Source organism: Streptomyces sp. NPDC090022, assembly GCF_044748145.1.
In the GTDB taxonomy this organism is placed as follows: domain Bacteria; phylum Actinomycetota; class Actinomycetes; order Streptomycetales; family Streptomycetaceae; genus Streptomyces.
The window spans coordinates 131780-147176 of the sequence record NZ_JBIVFN010000017.1 but is presented as its reverse complement, the minus strand read 5'-3'; the positions used below and the strand labels follow the sequence as shown (position 1 = coordinate 147176).

The following is a 15397-nucleotide window of genomic DNA, read 5'->3' as shown; positions in this document are numbered from 1 at the left end:
TTTCGGGTGTTCCTTCCAGGAGCCGCCGGCCGCTTTCTGTCTTTCGGGGCGGCGTGCGAAGAGGACTACGTCGGATGCGGGTGCGACGCGCGTCAATCACCCCGCGACTCGCACCGTGCACTGCCGAAATTAGGCAGGACAGGTGAAGTGGCCGACCGGGGTGAGTGAACGGACGGTGAACCATGGCGGACGGCATGGTGCGCGGATGCCCTGGTGCGCGCGGGCGTAAGCCCCCGTTATGCGCCCGTTATGGGACGGGCGTGCGCCGTGTGCCGCCGTCGGCGCGGCTGAGCGGCGCCGCGGGCCCCGGACCGGGGGGTGGCCGGATTTCGCCGGTCGGGCGTCCCGGTGGCGGAAGCGGACAGGGTGCCCGGCCGGAACGGCGGGGCACCCTGGGCGCGGGACGGAACGGACGGAGCGGACGGAACGGACACAGCAGCGGCGCCTCAGCCGCTGGGCAGGGCGGCCGGCGAGCGGAGCCAGATCTGCTGGAACGCGAAGCGCGCGGCCTCGACGTCATGGCGCTGGTCCGCGTGCAGCACGCCCAGGGCGTACGCCGTCGCCGGGGCGATGCGCGGGGTGCGCGCCGCCGTGGCGGAGGCCGCGGCCGCCTCCGCCGCGTCGCGGTGCCGGTCCAGGGCCTCGCCGGCCGCCGCGAGGCGGGTCACGTCGGCGCCCAGGGCCTCCTGCGCGTAGCGGTGGGCGCGCAGCAGGCGGCGTACCTCGTGCCAGGGCGCGTCCTGGTGGGAGTCGTCGATCAGCGCGTCCGCGTTGTACGGGTGCGAGGCGCGCGACAGCGGCAGGCAGGACACCGCGGCGGTCAGCCGGGTCTCGCACACCCCGGCCAGCGGCACGAGGACGTGGTCCACCCGCCCGGCCGCCGCGATCGAGTCCAGCGGGACCTCCGAGGCGAGCACCGCCACCGCGTCCGCCACCGCGTGGAAGCGCGAGGACCCCAGGGCCTGGAGCGTCGCCGAGTGCGCGCGGGTCCGGGCGAGCGTGAGCTGGCGCTCCAGCAGGGCGCCCGCCCGCGCCGAGCCCACGGTCAGGGACCCGGAGCCGCCGCGCTGCGCGGGCAGTTCCGGGGCGCCCGACAGCCGGTGCAGGGCGTCCAGCAGCCGGCGCAGCCGCGCCGCGTACGCGTGTTCGTCCGCCAGGGTGGCCGACAGCCAGACCAGCTCGGTGCGCAGGCCGTCCGCCCACGACGAATCGGCGACCGCGCGGTAGGTCGACAGGGAAGCGCTGATCCGGCGCGCGGCCCCCCGCAGGGCGCGCGCCGCCTCACTTCCCTCGACCGCGTCCGCGCCGCTCTCCTCGTGCAGGCGGAGCCCACGGAGGAAGGCGGTGGCCTGGGACCGCAGGTACGTGCCGAGCACGTCGCCCGCGGTAGCGGTCAGGTCATGGTTTTGCAGAGCCACGCCGGCGCCTCCGGGCGTCTATGAGCATCTCCTGTACGTGCCGCAGCGGCTGGCCCTCCGCGTCCGTGCTGTGCCGGGTCCACTCACCGTCCGGGCCCAGGTGCCAGGAGGAGGTGACGTCGGACATACCGGTTTCCAGCAGCCCGTCCAGGGCGGCGCGGTGGGCCGGGTCGCTCACCCTGACCAGGGCCTCGATGCGGCGGTCGAGGTTGCGGTGCATCATGTCGGCGCTGCCGATCCAGACCTCGGGCTCGCCGCCGTTGCCGAAGGCGAAGACCCGGGAGTGCTCCAGGAAGCGGCCCAGCACCGAACGGACCCGGATGTTCTCCGACAGTCCGGTGACGCCCGGGCGCACGGCGCAGATGCCGCGCACCCAGATGTCGACCGGGACGCCCGCCTGGGAGGCCCGGTAGAGCGCGTCGATCACGGCCTCGTCGACGATCGAGTTCATCTTGAGCCGGACGTACGCGGGGCGGCCGGCCCGGTGGTGGGCGGCCTCCTTGTTGATCCGGGAGACCAGTCCGTCGCGCAGCGAGCGCGGGGCGACCAGCAGCCGGCGGTACGTCTCGCGCCGCGAGTAGCCCGACAGCCGGTTGAAGAGGTCCGAGAGGTCCGCGCCGACCTGCGGGTCGGCGGTGAGCAGGCCGAGGTCCTCGTACAGGCGGGCGGTCTTGGGGTGGTAGTTGCCGGTGCCGACGTGGCTGTAGCGGCGCAGCGTCTCGCCCTCCTGGCGGACGACGAGCGACAGCTTGCAGTGCGTCTTGAGGCCGACCAGGCCGTAGACGACGTGGCAGCCGGCCTCCTCCAGCTTGCGCGCCCACTTGATGTTGGCCTGCTCGTCGAAGCGGGCCTTGATCTCGACGAGGACCAGGACCTGCTTGCCGGACTCGGCCGCGTCGATCAGGGCGTCGACGATCGGCGAGTCGCCGGAGGTCCGGTACAGCGTCTGCTTGATCGCGAGGACGTCCGGGTCGCCGGCCGCCTGCTCCAGGAAGGCCTGGACGGACGTCGAGAAGGAGTCGTACGGGTGGTGCAGCAGGACGTCCCGCTCGCGCAGGGCCGCGAAGATGTCGGGCGCGGACGCCGACTCGACCTCGGCGAGGTCGCGGTGGGTGCCCGCGATGAACTTCGGGTACTTCAGCTCGGGCCGGTCCAGGGACGCGATGCCGAAGAGGCCGGTCAGGTCGAGGGGGCCGGGCAGCGGGTAGACCTCGGCGGCGGAGATCTTCAGCTCCTGGACCAGCAGGTCGAGGATGCCGGGGTCGATGGACTCCTCGACCTCCAGGCGGACCGGCGGGCCGAAGCGGCGCCGCATGAGCTCCTTCTCCAGGGCCTGGAGCAGGTTCTCGGCGTCGTCCTCCTCGACCTCGAGGTCCTCGTTCCGGGTCACCCGGAACATGTGGTGCCCGAGCACCTCCATACCGGGGAAGAGCTCCTCCAGGTGCGCGGCGATGACGTCCTCGAGGGGGACGTAACGCTGCGGGGAGGCCTCCAGGAAGCGGTTGAGCAGCGGCGGGACCTTGACGCGGGCGAAGTGCCGGTGGCCGCTGACGGGGTTGCGGACGACGACCGCGAGGTTGAGCGAGAGCCCCGAGATATAGGGGAAGGGGTGCGCGGGGTCCACGGCCAGCGGGGTGAGCACCGGGAAGATCCGGTTGCGGAACAGGGTGAAGAGGCGCGCCTGCTCCTTCTCGGTGAGGTCGCGCCAGCGGATCAGCTCGACGCCCTCCTCGGCGAGGGCCGGGGAGACGTCGTGCTGGTAGCACGCGGCGTGCCGGGCCATGAGCTCGCGCGAGCGGGTCCAGATCAGGTCCAGCACCTCGCGGGGCTGCAGCCCGGACGCGGAGCGGGTCGCGACGCCGGTCGCGATACGGCGCTTGAGGCCGGCCACGCGGACCATGAAGAACTCGTCGAGGTTGCTCGCGAAGATGGCGAGGAAGTTGGCCCGTTCGAGGAGCGGGGTGGTCGGGTCCTCGGCGAGTTCGAGGACCCGCTCGTTGAACGCGAGCCAGCTGCGCTCCCGGTCGAGGAACCGGCCGGCGGGCAGTTCGCCGCTGCCGTCCTTGTCTTCGTAGGCGTCGAGGTCGGCGTCGATCTCGGGCTCGATGTCCACGTGGGGGCGGTGTGCGGCTATGGAGCCCAGTCGGCGGGCCGTGGCCGAGGCGGCGAGCGAGGCCGCGGTGAGGGGCGACGGGGTCTGGGTGGGCTGGACAGGAACCTCGGTGCTTGCGGCGCGGGAGCTGGGCTTGTTGCTCATGACTCCATTCTTCCGCGCGGGCGGCCTTGCAGGCGCGTCGGAATCGGCGGCGAGCGGTCGCGGTCCGGGGTGCATAGGGGTGAGCGTCGCAAGCGCGTCTTAATGCCCGGTTAATGGCGCGTGGCTTCCGGGAACCGGGGCCGTGGCGCCTCCCCCGGGCCCTTGGCCGGCGCCGACTACCGTGGGTGACCCCTCGCAACCGGAGCGCCGCCCCGGACCCGGCGCCTCAATCGCCGGCGGGGCTTCACGATGCGGGGGCTCCGCCCCCGTGCCCCCGCGCCTCAAACGCCGGCGGGGCTGGACGGGGCTCCGCGCCTCGGTCGCCGGCGGGGCTGGACGGGGTTCCGCCCCGTGCGCTCAGACGCGGCGCGGGTCGGGATGGCCGCGGCGCGGGGTTCCCCGGGGCGGGGTCCGGGGGTCCGGGGCGGAGCCCCGGTTCCGGGAAGGGGCGGGGTGGGGGAGAAGCCGCCCGCAGGGCCCGCGCCCGCCCCGCCCCCGCCGACGGACGGCCCCGGGCCCGCCGGGCTCCCGGGTGGGCCCCGGCGCCCGGCCCGGGCGCCCGGCCCGGCGCCCGGCCCAGGGCGGGGGCGGCCCCGGCCAGGGGGTCCGAGGGGTCACGGGGCACGGGGGCCGAGGGCTTCGCGGCCCCTCCGGGAACGAGGGGTCAGGATTCCGTCCGGTACATCAGGTCCACCTCGTGCGTCGTGAACCCCAGGCCCTCGTACACCGCCAGCGCCGCCGGGTTGTCCGCGTCGACGTACAGCATCGCCGTCGGCAGGCCCGCCATCGCGAGGTGGCGCAGGCCGATCGTCGTCAGGGCCTTGCCCAGGCCGCCGCCCTGCGCCGTCGGCAGGACGCCGAGCACGTAGACCTCGCCCAGCTGCTCCGCCGCGTGGACCTTCGTCCAGTGGAAGCCGACCAGCTCGCCCTCCCGCTCCGCGAGGAAGAAGCCCTTCGGGTCGAACCACGGCTGCGCCTTGCGGTCGTCGAGGTCCCGCTGGGTCAGCGCGCCCTGCTCGGGGTGGTGCGCGAAGGCCACGGCGTTGGCGGCCAGCCATGCCGCGTCGTCGTCGCCGGGGACGAACGTACGGACCGTCACCCCGGCCGGAAGCGCCGGTTCCGCGAGGTCCAGGCCCACCAGCGGCCGCCGCAGCTGCCGCAGTTCGCGGAACAGCGTCAGCCCCAGCACCTGCGCCAGGTGCCGCGCCGCCGACTTGCCCCCGTGCGCCCACATCCGGATCCGCTTGCCGGAGGCGGCGAGCAGCGCCGACCCCAGGGCCCGTCCGTGCCCGCGTCCGCGCAGCGCCGGGTGGACCACCAGCTCCGCCGCCGGTGCCTCCACCGGATCGGTGTCCTCCAGCTGGGCGTAGCCGGCCAGCCGGCCGCCCTCGGTCAGCAGGAAGTGCCGGATCCCCTCGCGCGGCCCGCCGCGCAGCTGGAGCCGGCCCTGCTCGGACACGGCGGTGGTGCCGTCCGAACGGGCCGCGTCCTCGACCAGGGCGAGGACCGCGGCGGCCTGGTCCTCCGTCAGTTCGTCGAGGGTCACAATCTGCCGTCCCGGCTCCAGGGCCGCGCTTGCGTCAGTCATGAGCCGAGCCTACGACCGCAACCAGCCCGTAACCCATTACCCCCTGTCGTGCTACGCGCGTTGACCATAGGCTCGGGCTCCTCCCATGTTGTTTCGCTGTCCGCAAAGGGGAACTGATGTCAGCGACACCACAACGGCGTGGCCGAACCCGCCGGTTGACCCTCGCCGCTCTCGCCGTCACCGCCGGCGCCGGAGCCCTGGTCGCCGCCGCGCTCCCGGCCGGGGCCGCTGTTGGTGGCGGTCAGGACAAGAAGAGCGGCACGGTCGACGTGCAGCTGCTGTCCTTCAACGACTTCCACGGCACCATCGAGCCTCCGCAGGGCTCCTCCGGCACCGTGACCGAGCGCCAGGCCGACGGCACCACCAAGGCGATACCCGCCGGTGGCGTCGAGTACCTGGCCACCAGCCTGCGAGAGGCCCGCAAGGGCCACGAGTACACCGTCACCGCCGCGGCGGGCGACATGATCGGCGGCAGCCCGCTGCTGTCCGGTCTCTTCCACGACGAGCCGACCATCGAGGCGCTGAACAAGGTCGGCCTCGACGTCTCCAGCGTCGGCAACCACGAGTTCGACGAGGGCCGGGCCGAGCTGCGCCGCATGCAGTACGGCGGCTGCCACCCGGTCGAGGGCTGCTTCGAGTTCGGCAAGACCTTCGAGGGCGCCTCGTTCAAGTACCTCTCGGCCAACGTCACGGACGAGAAGACCAAGCGTCCGCTCCTTTCGCCCACGTACGTGTGGAAGAAGGGCGACGTGAAGATCGGCTTCATCGGCGTGACCCTGGAGGGCACTCCGGACGTCGTGACGGCCGAGGGCGTCAAGGGCCTGAAGTTCGGCGACGAGATCGAGTCGGTCAACAAGTACGCCAAGGAGCTCCAGCGTCAGGGCGTGCAGTCCATCGTCGCGCTGATCCACGAGGGCGGCCTGCCCGCCAGCGGCGCGTACAACTACGACTGCAACACCCCGGGCGCCGGCGCCGGCATCTCCGGTGCGATCGTCGACATCGCCAAGAACGTGGACTCCTCGGTCGACGCGCTGGTGACCGGTCACACGCACCAGGCGTACGCCTGCACCATCCCGGATCCGGCGGGCAACCCGCGTACGGTCACCTCGGCCGCCTCCATCGGCCGGCTGTACACGGACACCACGCTGACGTACGACCGCGCGACCAAGGACATCGTCCGTACCGCGGTCAAGGCGCCGGCCACCGCCAACCACGTCGTGCACCGGAACCAGCCCAAGGCCCCGGACATGACCGAGCTGATCGGCCGCTGGAACGCGCTGGCCGCCCCGGTCGCCGGCCGCCCGCAGGGCTTCATCTCGGCCGACATCCCCGGCCGCGGCTCCGAGGCGTTCGAGAAGCCGCTCGGCAACCTGATCGCGGACGCCCAGCTGGAGGCCACGGCCGCCGCGGACAAGGGCGGCGCGGAGCTGGCCATCATGAACCCGGGCGGCATCCGCTCGGACCTGGCCTACAAGGCGTCCGGCGCCGAGGGCGACGGCGTGGTGACCTACGGCGAGGCCTTCACGGTGCAGCCGTTCACCAACATGCTCAACGTCGTGGACCTGACCGGCGAGCAGCTGGTCACCGCGCTGAAGCAGCAGGTCACGGGGCCGGTCAACGGCGCCAACCCGAAGATCCTGCAGATCTCCAAGGGCCTGACCTACACCCTGGACATGACGCAGGCGGGCGGGGACCGGGTCGTGACCGACTCGATCCGGCTGAACGGCCAGGCGATCGACCCGGCGCGCACCTACCGCGTCGTGATGAACGAGTTCCTCGCGGGCGGCGGTGACGGCTTCACCGTCCTGAAGGAGCACAGGAACAAGCTGGTGGGCGTGTCCGACCTGGACGCCTTCAACACCTACCTGGCCGCGCACTCCTCGGCGGCGAGCCCGCTCGCCCCGCCGGCGACCGGCCGCATCACCGTCGTCAAGTAGGCACGGGCGGCAGTACGGAGGGGCGGTGGATCCGGTCGGGTCCGCCGCCCCTTCCGCGTGTACGGGGCCGGCGCGCGGCCGTCGCGCCCGGCCGGCGCGGGCCGCGCGAGGGGAAAGCCGGGGCCGCCGACGGCTAGAGATTATTGAGGTGTGCACGACATAATCCCCGCGACACCCACGGCGGTTGAAGGGGCGGGACATGAGCCTGGATCGGCGCACGTTTCTGGTCGGCGCGTTGGCGGCCGGGGTCTCCACCACCGTCCTCGGGGCGCCCCCCGCCGGCGCCCGCACCCTGGGCACCCAGGACTGGATGGCCGGCCTCCCCGCCGGTACCGCGCTCCAGCGGATGACCATCCCCGGCACCCACGACTCCGGAGCCCTCCACGGCGGCCTCTACGTCGCCTGCCAGAACATCGGCATCGGCCAGCAGCTCGACGCCGGCATCCGCTTCCTGGACGTGCGCTGCCGCGTCACCGGCGGCTCCTTCGCCATCCACCACGGGTCCTTCTACCAGCACCTGATGTTCGGCGACGTCCTCGTCTCCTGCCGGAACTTCCTGGCCGCGCACCCGTCCGAGACCCTCCTCATGCGCGTCAAGCAGGAGTACTCGGGCGACAGCGACGCCACCTTCCGCGCGATCTTCGACGACTACCTCGACGCGCGCGGCTGGCGGTCGCTCTTCCACATCGCGCCCACCCTGCCCGCCCTCGGCCAGGCCCGCGGCAAGGTCGTCCTGCTCGCCGACAACGGCGGCCTGCCGGGCATCCGCTACGGCGACGGCGCCCACTTCGACATCCAGGACGACTACAACACCGAACCGTTCGCCAAGCGCGGCAGGATCGAGAACCACTTCCGCAAGGCCGTCTCCCAGCCCGGCAAGCTGTACGTCAACTACGTCTCGACCTCCGCCTACATGCCGCCCCGCTGGAACGCCGACCGCCTCAACCCGCAGATCCACTCCTTCGTCACCGGCGGCGAGATGGCCGGCCGCACCGGGCTGGGCGTGGTCCCCATGGACTTCCCCAACACCCGTGGCGGCTTCATCGACTCACTCATCGCCCGCAACCCCTTCTGACGGGTCGCCGGGCGGCGGTGTCGGCGCGCCCGGGATCCGGATCTCCGCCACCGTGCCCGGACCGGGCTCGGCCGGCCGCAGCCGGGCCGTCCCGCCCGCCCGCTGGACGGTCCGGGCCACGATCGACAGCCCCAGCCCGCTGCCCGGCAGCGCCCGCGCCGACGGCGAGCGCCAGAACCGGTCGAAGACGTGCGGCAGCTCCTCGGCCGGGATCCCCGGCCCGTGGTCCCGTACGGTCAGCTCCCCGTCCACCAGCGCGATCTCGACGGTGCCGCCCGCCGGGCTGAACTTCACCGCGTTGTCGAGGACGTTGACCACGGCGCGCTCCAGCGCCGCCGGCTCGCCCCGCACGTACCAGGGCCGCAGGTCGCGGGTGAAGGTCAGCTCGGGGCCGCGCAGCCGTACGCGCGACAGCGCGCCGGCGGCGATGTCGTGCAGCGCCACCACCTGGAGGGGGCCGGGCGCGGCCGCGTCGGGCCGGGACAGCTCCTGGAGGTCCCCGATGAGCGTGGCCAGTTCGGTCATCTGCGCCTTGACCGAGGCCAGCAGCTCCTTGCGGTCCTCCGGCGGGATCGCCCGCCCGGTCTCCTCGCTGCGCGCGAGCAGCTCGATGTTCGTACGCAGCGAGGTGAGCGGCGTACGCAGCTCGTGCCCCGCGTCCGCGATCAGCTGCGCCTGCCGGTCCCGGGAGGAGGCCAGCGCCGCCGTCATCGAGTTGAACGACCGCGACAGGCGGGCGATCTCGTCGTCGCCGGCGTCGGGGATCCGTACCGTCAGGTCCTCGGTACGGGCGATGTGCTCGACGGCGTCGGTCAGCTCGTCCACCGGCCGCAGGCCCGCCCGGGCCACCAGCAGACCGGCCGCGCCGCCGCCGACGACCCCGATGCCGGAGACCAGCAGCAGCACCCAGGCCAGCCTGGACAGCGGCTTGTCGATGTCGGCCAGCGGCCGGGCCACGGTCAGCGCCGCCGGCCGCGGGCCGACGGTGGCGGGCTGGCTGTAGACGCGCACCGACGTGCCGTCGGTGGTGGTCGTGTCGTAGAAAGTGGCCCCGCGCTCGCGCTGGGCGATCGCCAGGTCGATCCCGCTGACCCGCAGCGTGTTCTTGCCGTCGACCCAGCAGTGACCGCCGTCCGGGAACACGATCTGCACCTGGGCGCTGAGGTTGTTGACCAGCCGGTCGGGCGGGACCACCTGGCCGGAGACGCAGCGGTACTCGCCGAGCACCTGGTTGGCCTGCGCCGCGGCGTTGGTGGAGCGCAGCGAGCTGTCCAGCTGTTCGCTCAGCTGCTCGCGCACCATGAACCACGCGACGGCGGCCACCCCCGCCACCGCGACCGCCACCGCCGTCGCCACCAGCAGGGCCAGCCGGGAGCGCAGCGGCAGGGCACGCAGCCGCGCGGCCGGATCCATCCTCACTCGGGACCGCTCTCGCCCGCGCGCAGCACGTAGCCCACCCCGCGCACGGTGTGCACCAGGCGCGGCTCACCGCCCGCCTCCGTCTTGCGCCGCAGGTACATCACGTACACGTCCAGGGAGTTGGAGCTGGGTTCGAAGTCGAAGCCCCAGACGGTCTTGAGGATCTGTTCGCGGGTCAGCACCTGGCGCGGGTGCGCCAGGAACATCTCCAGCAGGGTGAACTCGGTACGGGTCAGCTCCACCGGCCGCCCGCGCCGCGTGACCTCGCGGGTCGCCAGGTCCATCCGCAGGTCGTTGAAGGTCAGCACGTCCTCGGCCGGGGCGCCCGCCGCCGCGCGGGCGGAGGCGTACGCGCTGCGCCGCAGCAGGGCCCGGACCCGCGCGAACAGCTCGTCCAGCTCGAACGGCTTCACCAGGTAGTCGTCCGCGCCGGCGTCCAGGCCGGTGACGCGGTCGCCGACCGTGTCGCGGGCGGTCAGCATCAGGACCGGGGTCACCGAGCCGGCGGCGCGCAGCCGCCGGGCCGCCGTCAGGCCGTCCATCCGGGGCATCTGGATGTCGAGCACGATCAGCTCCGGCGCGTACGCCGCCGCCTTGTCGAGGGCGTCGAGCCCGTCGACGGCGGTCTCGACGCCGTACCCCTCGAAGGCGAGGCTGCGGCGCAGGGCCTCGCGGACGGCCGGTTCGTCGTCGACGACGAGGATGCGGGCGGCTTCGCCTTCGGCGGGGGTGTTCATCGGCGGGTTCCTCGGTGGTGGTCCGGGCGGGCGGCACCCTCCAGCCTCGCACGGCCGGGGCGGGGGCGGGGCGGAAGGAGGTGCCGGGGCGCGGCTCGTGCGGTCGCGGCACTAGAACGACGGGAACGAGGTGCCGAACCCGTCGGCGCCGCTCGACCCGCTGCCGTTGCCCGACCCCTGCTGGCCGGCCCCGCCCGGGCCGCCCTTGCGCAGGGAGTCCAGGTCGGCCTTGATGGTGTCGACCGGGATGGCGAAGCCGAGACCGACGCTGCCGGCCTGGGAGCTGTCGCTGCCGGGGGAGTAGATCGCCGACGGCATGCCGATGATCTCGCCGTTCATGTTGACGAGCGCGCCGCCGGAGTTGCCCGGGTTGAGCGAGGCGTCCGTCTGGATGGCCTTGTACGAGGTCGTCCGCGATCCGGGGTCGCCGTTGAACTGCTGCCCGTCGAAGGAGAACGGCCAGCCGCCGCCCTGCCCGCCGTACGGGGACTGCCGGCCCTGCCGGGAGCGGTCGTCCTCCTTGGGGACGTTCACCTCCCGGTCGAGCGCCGAGACGATGCCGCTGGTGACGGTGCCGGTGAGGCGGTCGGGGGAGCCGATGGCCACGACCTGGTCGCCGACCTTGACCTGGTCGGAGTTGCCGAGCTTGGCGGGCTTCAGGCCGCTCGCGCCCTGGACCTTGATCAGGGCGAGGTCCTTGTCGGGGTCGGTGCCGACGATCTTGGCGGGGTATTTCTTGCCGTCGCTCATCGTCACCTGGATCTCGGACGCGCCGCTGATCACGTGGTTGTTGGTGACGATCTCGCCGCTCTCGGAGATGACGACGCCGGAGCCGGTGCCGCCGCCGCTGCCGGCGCGCGTGTCGATCCGTACGACGGAGGGGCTGACCTGCTCGGCGACGCCGGAGACGGTGCCGGTGTTCGACTGCGAGACGTTGGAGCCGCTGACGCCCCCGCCGTTGCCGCCGACGCCCTGGCCGCCGAGGAACTGCTGGACGGCGGCCGCGGTGCCACCGCCGACGACGGCGGCCGCGAGGGCCACGGCGACCAGGAGCGCGACCGGCTTCTTCGCCTTGGCGTGCCCGGGGGAGGCGGGGGCGACGGGTACGGCGTCCGCCCAGCCGGCCTGCGGCTGGTGCGCCTCGTGCCAGCCGGGCGCGGGGGCGGTGGCGGTGGGCGGCGTCGGCGGGTGGACCGGCGGCGGGGGGTAGGCGGCGGACTGCACCTCGTCGGCCAGCCGCTCACGGCCGCGCTGCCAGTCCTCGCCGAAGGGCGCGGGCTGCTGGTTCGGGCGGTTCTCCTGGTACTCGCCTTCGCGGCGGTGGCTGTCGGTCATGAGACGACTCTCGCCACCGTTCATGAGAGCCGTCTGAGTCCCGGCTGAGAAGCCCGACAGAACCGCGTATGCCCGAAATAAGCGCGGACGGCCTCCGGTGGAGACGGCCCCGCCGGCGTTCGAGGCGCGGGGACGCGGGGCGGAGCCCCGGACAGACCCTAGCCGCGCGGTTCGCAGCCGCAGCTGCGGCGGACCACCAGGGCCGACGGGAACTGCTTGAGCCGTTCCCGGCGGGACCCCGCCACCCGCAGGCCGTCGTCCAGGACGAGGTCGACCGCCGCGCGGGCCATCGCCGGACGGTCGGACGCGACCGTCGTCAGCGGCGGGTCCGTCAGGGCCGCTTCCTTGACGTCGTCGAAGCCGGCCACCGCCAGCTCCCCCGGCACGTCGATCCGCAGCTCCCGCGCCGCGCGCAGCACACCGATCGCCTGGTCGTCCGTGGCACAGAAGATGGCCGGCGGCCGGTCCGGCCCGGCCAGCACCTCCAGCGCGACCCGGTACGCGTCGTAGCGGTTGTACGGCGCCTCGAACAGCCGGCCCTCCACCGACCGCCCGGACTCCAGCATCGCGCGCCGCCAGCCCTCGACGTGGTCGGCCACGGGGTCGCCGACCGACGGGGTGTTCTCGATGCCGCCGATACAGGCGACGTACGCGTGCCCGTGCTCCAGCAGGTGACGGGTGGCCAGCTGCGCGCCGCCGATGTCGTCCGTGACGACGGCGACGTCGTCGATCGCCTCCGGACGCTCGTGCAGCAGCACCACCCGGGCGTCCCACGCCTCGATCTCCGAGGCCGCGCGCTCGCTCATGCCCTGGCTGACCAGGATCAGCCCGGAGACGCGCATGCCGAGGAACGCCCGCAGGTAGTGGACCTCGCGCTCGTCCCGGTAGTCGGAGTTGCCGACCAGCACCATCTTTCCGCGCTCGGCGGCGGCCTGCTCGACCGCGTGCGCCATCTCCGCGAAGAAGGGCTGGCGGGCATCCGGGACGATCATGCCTATGAGGTCGGTGCGCCGGGACGCCATCGCCTGCGCGACCCGGTCGGGCCGGTAGCCCAGCTCCTTGATCGCGCCGAGGACGCGTTCGCGGGTGGCCGGGGCGACCGGCCGGGGTCCGTTGTTGATGACGTAGCTCACGACCGCGGTAGAGGTACCCGCCAGTCGTGCAACGTCGTCCCGCGTCACCTTGGCCACGCGCGAGAGTCTACGCGGGGTGACCTACCTCTGGGCAGGCCGTCCTGCCGTTTGGACGGGCACCGGCGTGTCCTCCATCCGGGGGACGCTCCCGGACGCCTCCGCGGCCGTCTTGTTACGGGCCTCCTCGGCCGCCCGCTCGACCTTCTCGGGCGACACGAACCGGTAGCCGACGTTGCGGACGGTGCCGATCAGCGACTCGTGCTCGGGGCCGAGCTTCGCCCGCAGCCGCCGGACGTGGACGTCGACCGTCCGGGTGCCGCCGAAGTAGTCGTAGCCCCAGACCTCCTGGAGCAGCTGGGCGCGGGTGAAGACCCGGCCCGGGTGCTGGGCGAGGTACTTCAGGAGCTCGAACTCCTTGAAGGTCAGGTCCAGGACCCGCCCCTTCAGCTTGGCGCTGTACGTCGCCTCGTCGACCGACAGGTCGCCGTTGCGGATCTCCATCGGGGAGTCGTCGGAGCCGAGCTGCTGGCGGCCCGTGGCCAGCCGCAGCCGTGCCTCGACCTCGGCGGGGCCGGCGGTGTCGAGCAGGACGTCGTCGATGCCCCAGTCGGCGGTGACGGCCGCCAGGCCGCCCTCGGTGACGACCAGGATCAGGGGGCAGCCCGGTCCGGTGGAGCGCAGCAGCTGGCACAGGGAGCGCACCTGCGGCAGGTCGCGGCGGCCGTCGACGAGGATCACATCGGCGCCGGGGGTGTCGACGAGCGCGGGACCCTCGGCGGGGGCCACCCGGACGCTGTGCAGCAGCAGGCCGAGGGCGGGCAGCACCTCGGTGGAGGGCTGCAGGGCGTTGGTCAGCAGCAGGAGTGAGCTCATCGCCGACCACCTGCCCGGGTCGGTCGGTCGTACACGGTTCGCTGGCCCATCACGTCGGTTCCTCCTCGGTCCCGTCCCGGGGGCACCACCCGGGCGGGGCCCGGGGGAGTGCGAGGCACTGCTTCGTACGTCGTCCGGCGCCGTCCGGCCCCCGCGCCCTGGGGACCGTCGTGCCGGTGTGTTCGCGTGCTGTTCAACGCGCTGAAAGCACAAAAGGACCCGGGGGCAACGTTGCCCGGATCCTCTTCGCAGCCAGAATAGCCCACCGGTCGTTCCGTGTCAGAGGCTTCGCGGTGCTCCTCTCATGTGGTCCCCACCACGCCCGTGACCGGGCCGTCGCCCGCTTTCACCGTATCGGTGGACCGGACGCGGGCCGGGTGGGCGCATGGCGGGCGCGCGGAGGCACGCCGTCGTCGCGGGCGCGAGGGGTCATCATGGAGGCCGACGGTACGTGCCGTACGTAGCCGACGATAGGAGCTGTAGTGGCAACCGGAACCATCCGCTACTGGGCGGCGGCCAAGGCCGCGGCCGGGGCGGCGGAGGAGCCGTACGAGGCGGCGACTCTGGCCGAGGCGCTCGACGCCGTGCGCGCGGCGCACCCCGGGGAGCTGGCCCAGGTGCTGCGGCGCTGCTCCTTCCTGGTGGACGAGCACCCGGTGGGCACCCGCCCGCACGGCGAGGTACGGCTGACCGAGGGCGGCACCGTCGAGGTGCTCCCCCCGTTCGCGGGCGGGTGAGCGGCCGCCATGAGCACGCCTGACGAGCAGCAGTACCGCCCGGCGCCGGGTTCGCCCGCGCAGCCGGACGAGGACGCGTACGCCACGCAGACCTGGCAGTCGGCCACCTGGGACACCCAGTACCAGCCGGTCCAGCCCCCGGCCCCCGGCCCCGCCCCCACCTCCGACGCGTCCCCGGCACAGCCCTGGCCTGCCCCGCAGGCCGAGGCCCAGGGCCAGGCTCAGGGCCAGGTCCAGGGGTACGCGCAGGCCTACGCCCCGTCCCCGTCCCCTTCCCAGCCCCCGGCGCAGTGGCCCGGCCAGCCGGGCGGAGCCTGGGACGGCGCCCCCGCGCCCGCCCCGGCAGGCGGCCAGGACGCCGCGGCCGCCCCGGCGCCCGGGGACGCGTGGCAGGCCCCGGCGCCCGGTGGCCGGCACGCCGCCCCGGCGTACGGCATCCCGCACCCGAGCCCCAGCCCGGAGCCGATCGCTCCGGCGGGCTGGTTCCGTGACGAGGTCCCGCAGGCGGCGCCGGCCGCCCCGGCGGCTCCCGCCCCGCAGGGGCTCGCGGCGCCCGACGGCTGGTTCCGCGACGAGGCCCCGGCCCCCGCCCCCGCGCCCTCCGGGGCGACCGCCTGGCCGGCCCCGGAGGCCGGGCCCGCCGCGCAGACGGCGTACCTGCCGCCGTACCGGGAGGACGCGGCGGCCGCGCAGACGGCGTACGTGCCGCCGGTGCAGCCGGACGCCGACGCGGCGGCGCAGACGGCGTATCTGCCGCCGTACCGGGAGGACGCGGCGGCCGTGCAGACGCCGTACGTGCCGCCGGTGCAGCCGAATGCCGACGCTGCCGCGCAGACCGCGTACCTGCCGCCGGTGCGGCCGGACGCCGACGCGGGGGCTTCGGCTGCA

At 73.8% G+C, this 15397-nt stretch carries 11 protein-coding genes and 1 pseudogene; 4 read left to right on the top strand and 8 right to left on the bottom strand.

Annotation, left to right across the window (positions count from 1 at the left end; genetic code table 11):
- Nucleotides 1–446 precede the first annotated feature (446 nt).
- From ACIPXB_RS26320 to mshD, 3 genes are all read right to left on the bottom strand, one after another.
- Nucleotides 447–1418, bottom strand: a complete 972-nt coding sequence (locus ACIPXB_RS26320; protein WP_401453846.1) for a CHAD domain-containing protein — start codon at nucleotides 1416–1418, stop codon at nucleotides 447–449.
- Nucleotides 1399–3675, bottom strand: coding sequence for an RNA degradosome polyphosphate kinase (locus tag ACIPXB_RS26315; RefSeq protein WP_401453845.1), 2277 nt, complete (start codon nucleotides 3673–3675; stop codon nucleotides 1399–1401). Before ACIPXB_RS26315 ends, ACIPXB_RS26320 begins: the two co-directional genes overlap by 20 nt.
- A 664-nt stretch (nucleotides 3676–4339) precedes the next feature.
- Nucleotides 4340–5263 carry a mycothiol synthase gene (mshD, locus tag ACIPXB_RS26310; RefSeq protein ID WP_401453844.1) on the bottom strand — a complete coding sequence of 308 codons (924 nt, stop codon included), beginning with the start codon at nucleotides 5261–5263 and terminating at the stop codon, nucleotides 4340–4342.
- Nucleotides 5264–5379: 116 nt separating this feature from the next.
- Here mshD and ACIPXB_RS26305 point away from each other — a divergent pair, with 116 nt between their 5' ends.
- Nucleotides 5380–7200, top strand: coding sequence for a bifunctional metallophosphatase/5'-nucleotidase (locus ACIPXB_RS26305; RefSeq protein ID WP_401453843.1), 1821 nt, complete (start codon nucleotides 5380–5382; stop codon nucleotides 7198–7200).
- 199 nt (nucleotides 7201–7399) lie between these two features.
- Entirely contained in the window at nucleotides 7400–8275 is an 876-nt protein-coding gene (locus ACIPXB_RS26300) for a phosphatidylinositol-specific phospholipase C (protein WP_401453842.1), read from the top strand.
- Here ACIPXB_RS26300 and ACIPXB_RS26295 read toward each other — a convergent pair.
- The 5 genes from ACIPXB_RS26295 to ACIPXB_RS26275 form a co-directional block, all read right to left on the bottom strand.
- On the bottom strand, nucleotides 8249–9688 hold the full coding sequence (locus tag ACIPXB_RS26295; protein ID WP_401453841.1) for a sensor histidine kinase: 1440 nt from the start codon (nucleotides 9686–9688) through the stop codon (nucleotides 8249–8251). The two genes, ACIPXB_RS26300 and ACIPXB_RS26295, sit on opposite strands and share 27 nt — an antisense overlap.
- A 2-nt stretch (nucleotides 9689–9690) precedes the next feature.
- A complete protein-coding gene (locus tag ACIPXB_RS26290; RefSeq protein WP_401453840.1) occupies nucleotides 9691–10431 on the bottom strand; it encodes a response regulator transcription factor in 741 nt (246 codons plus the stop codon).
- 111 nt (nucleotides 10432–10542) lie between these two features.
- Nucleotides 10543–11766 carry a S1C family serine protease gene (locus ACIPXB_RS26285; RefSeq protein ID WP_401453839.1) on the bottom strand — a complete coding sequence of 408 codons (1224 nt, stop codon included), beginning with the start codon at nucleotides 11764–11766 and terminating at the stop codon, nucleotides 10543–10545.
- Nucleotides 11767–11924: 158 nt separating this feature from the next.
- A complete protein-coding gene (locus ACIPXB_RS26280) occupies nucleotides 11925–12956 on the bottom strand; it encodes a LacI family DNA-binding transcriptional regulator (RefSeq protein WP_401453838.1) in 1032 nt (343 codons plus the stop codon).
- 24 nt (nucleotides 12957–12980) lie between these two features.
- Nucleotides 12981–13772 (bottom strand): response regulator transcription factor, encoded by a 792-nt coding sequence (locus ACIPXB_RS26275; RefSeq protein ID WP_401453837.1) that lies wholly within the window; start codon nucleotides 13770–13772, stop codon nucleotides 12981–12983.
- 482 nt (nucleotides 13773–14254) lie between these two features.
- On the opposite strand from ACIPXB_RS26275, the gene ACIPXB_RS26270 reads away from it, so the two are divergent.
- Both ACIPXB_RS26270 and ACIPXB_RS26265 read left to right on the top strand, forming a co-directional pair.
- Nucleotides 14255–14509 (top strand): MoaD/ThiS family protein, encoded by a 255-nt coding sequence (locus tag ACIPXB_RS26270; RefSeq protein WP_401453836.1) that lies wholly within the window; start codon nucleotides 14255–14257, stop codon nucleotides 14507–14509.
- Between the two features lie 9 nt (nucleotides 14510–14518).
- A pseudogene (locus ACIPXB_RS26265) lies at nucleotides 14519–15397 on the top strand (hypothetical protein); the annotation flags it as partial.